The sequence below is a fragment of the Halogeometricum sp. CBA1124 genome (genome assembly GCF_009741955.1).
Lineage (GTDB): Archaea > Halobacteriota > Halobacteria > Halobacteriales > Haloferacaceae > Halogeometricum > Halogeometricum rufum.
The window spans coordinates 1-4,283 of the sequence record NZ_WPCD01000267.1; the positions used below are offsets into that span (position 1 = coordinate 1).

The following is a 4,283-nucleotide window of genomic DNA, read 5'->3' on the forward strand; positions in this document are numbered from 1 at the left end:
TCGATTTCGACGAGGTGTTGCACGTCGGTGTTGGCGGCGACCAGTTTCGCGCCCTTGATTCCCTCTTCCTGCATGCGGTTGACGGTGTTCCCGCCCGCACCGCCGCAGCCGACCACGGTGATGTCCGTCTGCAGGTCCTGCAGAACGTCCTTCAGTTCGTCGTCGGTCATCGTTCCGCTGCGTCGCACCTGTTCGTCTTCGAGCCCGTCGACGGTCCTCCCATCCCCCGTCTCCTCGGCCTCGTCTATTGCTTCGTCGACGATCGAGTCCATTTATGAGCGTCCTTACCGAATGGAGCCTAATTATCTTTCCCCCTCACGTCGGACGTCTGTCCGACGTTCACGGGAGTCGCTACCTGTCTGCCGATTGACCCCAACCGGCGAGTTCGGCGCGCTCGCCCGCCCCGCCGACCGACTGCGTCCGGCGCGCCGCCGACTGGCTCCCGGCCGCGACTATATTTTGAACGCGACCGTCTCCTCGGAACGAACGTCCGCGGGAGTCACCTCGCGCCCCTCGACTTCGACGGACTGGCCCGCGGAGAGTTTCCCGAACGCGGGGCCCTCGGGGACGCCCAACTCGGCGGCCGCGGCGGCGTCGAACGACTGGCGGGTGGCACGACGGCGGTCCGTTCGCGCCGCACCTCGTCGTACTTCTCGCGGAGAATCGCGGCGAGGGCGTCGACCACGGCGTCGTACCGGTCCTCGTCGGCGACCGCCGCGCGACCCGACGCCTTCGTCCCGCCCTCTCTCGTCTCGTAGGCGACGGCGTTCGCGTGGACCGCCTCGCGGGCCGCGTCGAGGTCGATGCCCGCCGCCTCGACGAGCAAGTCGTCCGGCAGGGAGACGACCGCGTAGTCGTCCGCGTCGGCGTCGGCGCCGAGGCGAAGCCCCTCCTCGACGGGCGAGAGGTCGGCCTCCAGCGTCTCCAGTCGGTCCGCGGCGACGCCCTCGCTCTCGACGACCCACGTCTCGCTGACGACGCGGTAGCCGAGCGACGCCAGCGTCTCGACCAGTTCCGGTCGGTCGCCCTCGACGACGGCGTACTCGGCCGCCGACGCCTCGACGCGCGGCGGAGCACGTCGCGGTTCGCCGCGGGCGACCCCATCGCGTCGAGGGGCCAGTCGGCGCGACGTGGCCGACGGCCCAGTCCGTCTCGCGGACGATGCGCTCGAACCGCGGGGCGTAGTGGCCGCCGCCGAAGCCGACGAGGTGGCGGTCCCGGTCGGCGGCGACGCCCGAGAGGTCGAGGACGGCCCGGGCGACGGCGCGGGCCCCGTCGGGGTCCGCCCACGCCTCCTCGTCGCTCCCGAGTTCGACGAACATCGCGGGGGCGCCGACGTCCGTGGGGCCGTGGTGGGTGCACTCGATTCCCACCTCGTAGCCGTCCGGCGCGTGTCGGTCGAACGCCTCGACGACGGCCTTCTGGGCGTTCGGGCAGGCGCGGGCGAACGCGCCCGACTCGCCGCCGTACTCGGCGGGACCGAAGTTCCCGGTGAAGTGGGCGGTGAGGAGCGGTCCGGTGTCGCCGGAGTGTCTGGAGACGAACGCGACGAACGCCGGGGGCTCGGAGAACGCGTCGGCGACGCCGTCGAGTTCGAGGTGGAGCGCGTCGAACTCGCGGAGTTCGAACTCGCCGCGGCGGTAGTACGTCCCGCCCCCCGCCTCGTCGGGGCGCGACTCGTCGGTCAGTTCCTCCCACTCGCCGAGTTCCAGCAGTCGCTCGCCGATGTGGACCGATGCGCTGTCGGCGCGACTGACGACGACGGCAATCACGAGCGAGAGTGACCGGGCGACGGGCTAAAACGCGTCGAAGCCGGTCAGTCCGCCCGGCCGGGTTCGGGCGTCGGTTCGCCGCGGACGTTCCTGACAGTCAGGCGGGCCAGCCGACGCAGGTCCGTCCGCCGGCTGACGAGTAACCCGGTGCCGATGAGGAGGTAGAGCGCCGTGTAGCCGAGGAGGAGGTCGATGGAGTACTGCGTGGCGGTGGGCTCGGGCACCGTCTGGATGATAGCGAACTCGAACACCACCTGCGAGACGAACAGGACCAAGAGCGTCACGGCCTCGCGCACGTCGATGCGGAAGTCACGAGGACCGCCAGCGCGAAGAAGCTCTGCGCGGCGGTGAGCCATATCTCGGCCGACTGCTTGAAGTCGAACGGGAGCGCCCCGTAACGGCCGAGCGCGATGCTGTAGACGAGGACGAGCGTCCCGATGAGCAGCGTCCACTGGTTCAGCTTCGAGGAGATGAGGGCGTTGAACGCCGCGGTCGAACGCGCCTTGTTCACGAGGTAGGCCGTCACGATGAGTTCGGGACTCTCGGAGGCCAGCGGCGCGATCCACTGTATCATGAAGAACTCGGGGATGCCGAACTGCAGGCCGAGCGCCTCCAGCCCGTGCGCGAACGGTTCGACGGCGGTGATGATGAGGAACGCGGAGTAGGCGAACAGCGTCAGGACGACTGCGGTCCGGACGGCCCGGACTTCGCCTGGAAGTACGCGGGCACGCCCACCTGCTGGCCGTGTTCGTCCACGTCGCCGCGGACGATGATGCCGATGTAGGTGAAGTAGAGGCCGACGAGGACGACCATGTCGACCCAGTCGATGCCGCCGTTGAAAGGGACGAAGAACGCGTAGAGGGTGGCGACGAACAGGAACAGAATCTCCGTCGAGATGCTGGGGTCGAGTCTGACGGCGTCGCGGAGGTAGCCGTCGCGGTTCACGACGCTCGAGTCGTCGCGGCCCTGCGTGGCCTTGTAGATGGAGAACAGGGCGATGCCCGACCAGCCCAGTCCGATGAGGATGCGGTTCGCGCCTGTCATGTTGGCGACGGCGAGATTCGCCTTCGAGGGGTCGGACGCCGCCTGCCACGCGTAGAGGGCGTCCACCGCGTACTCGGGGGCGACGGCGAGGACGGCGAGGACGGCGAGTGCGAACGCGCGGGGGACGTCTTTCTCCGCCGTCTCTGCTCCCCACGCGAGGAGGAACGATGCGCCGAGGACCGCCAGCCCGCTTATCGCGACGGTCCCGAGGTGGGAGAGCCCCGACACGGTGCCGGTCGCCCACGTGAAGACCCACGGGAGCGACAGCACCACCGCCACGGCGACGGCGGTGAGCGGATGGCTGAGACGTGAACTCATCGTCCGTGGTACGAGGCCCACCACGCCTATCTCTTGTGCTTTCGGCGCTCCCCGCCGGGGCGGGTCACAGGAGCAGCGAGAAGAAGGCGAGGTAGCCGACGACGAGGACGGCGCCGTCGGCGCGCGAGACGGTCCGCCCGTACGCCATCAGGCGACGCCGACGACGGTGAACGCGACGAGGGCGGGGAAGTCGAACGCGAGCGTCTCGACGGGGACGCCGACGGGGACGAGCACCGAGAGGACGCCGAGGACGGCGAGGACGTTGTAGATGTTCGACCCGACGACGTTGCCGATGCTGAACTGCGACTCGCCCTTGACGGCGCTGACGATGCTGGCGGCGAGTTCCGGGAGCGACGTCCCGAAGGCGAGGACGGTGAGGCCGACGAACCGTTCGTCGAAGCCGTACGCCTGGAGGACGCTCTGTCCGCCCTGGATGAGCCAGCGCGACCCGACTAGGAGGAGGACGAGGCCCGCGAGGAGGAGTGCCACGTCCCGCGCGCTCACGGTGTTGACGCCGTCGACGTCCACCTCCTCGACGGGTATCGCGTCGGGTCTGCTCGCCCGGATGCGGTAGAGCAGGTAGCCGGTGAAGACGGCGAGCACCGCGAGGAGGACGACGCCGTCGAACGCGCCGAGTCGGCCGTCCATCCCGAGGAGGACGAGGAGCGCGGCCGCCGCGACCATGAACGGGACGTGCCGGACGAGGACGCCCTCGTCGACGTCGAGCGGCCTGACGAGCGCGGAGATGCCGAGGACGAGACCGATGTTCGCGATGTTGGACCCGACGATGGCGCCGATGCCGAGGTCCGTCGAGTAGGAGAATCCGCTGAGGAGGGCGACGGCCAGTTCGGGGGCCGTCGTGGCGAAGGCGACGACGGTGACGCCGACGACGGCCGCGCGGACGCCGAAGCCGATGGCGAGTCGGGAGGCGGCGCGCACCAGCAGTTCCGCCCCGACGTACAGTGCGACGACACCGAGGAGGAGCAGAACCGTGTCGACGGAGAGGAGGACGGACGAGGCCATTGTTCGGAGTCGCACGGAGGTGACACGGGAGAAAAAGTCCGCCGGTCCGCGCCCGGTTCGTCAACTCGTCGCACGGTCTCCCCGCGGCGCGTCGCATCCGCGCGACGAACCGACCGTCCTCGGTGC

The 4,283-nt window shown here is 69.6% G+C and carries 4 pseudogenes; all 4 read right to left on the minus strand.

Annotated features, from left to right (window positions below):
• Positions 1-272: pseudogene (locus GJ632_RS20000) on the minus strand (cell division protein FtsZ); the annotation flags it as partial.
• Between the two features lie 180 nt (positions 273-452).
• Positions 453-1,772: pseudogene (locus GJ632_RS20005) on the minus strand (D-aminoacyl-tRNA deacylase).
• A 44-nt stretch (positions 1,773-1,816) separates the two neighbouring features.
• Positions 1,817-3,134 (minus strand): annotated as a pseudogene (locus GJ632_RS20010) (sodium:calcium antiporter).
• A gap of 64 nt (positions 3,135-3,198) precedes the next feature.
• Positions 3,199-4,157: pseudogene (locus GJ632_RS20015) on the minus strand (calcium/sodium antiporter).
• Positions 4,158-4,283 lie beyond the last annotated feature (126 nt).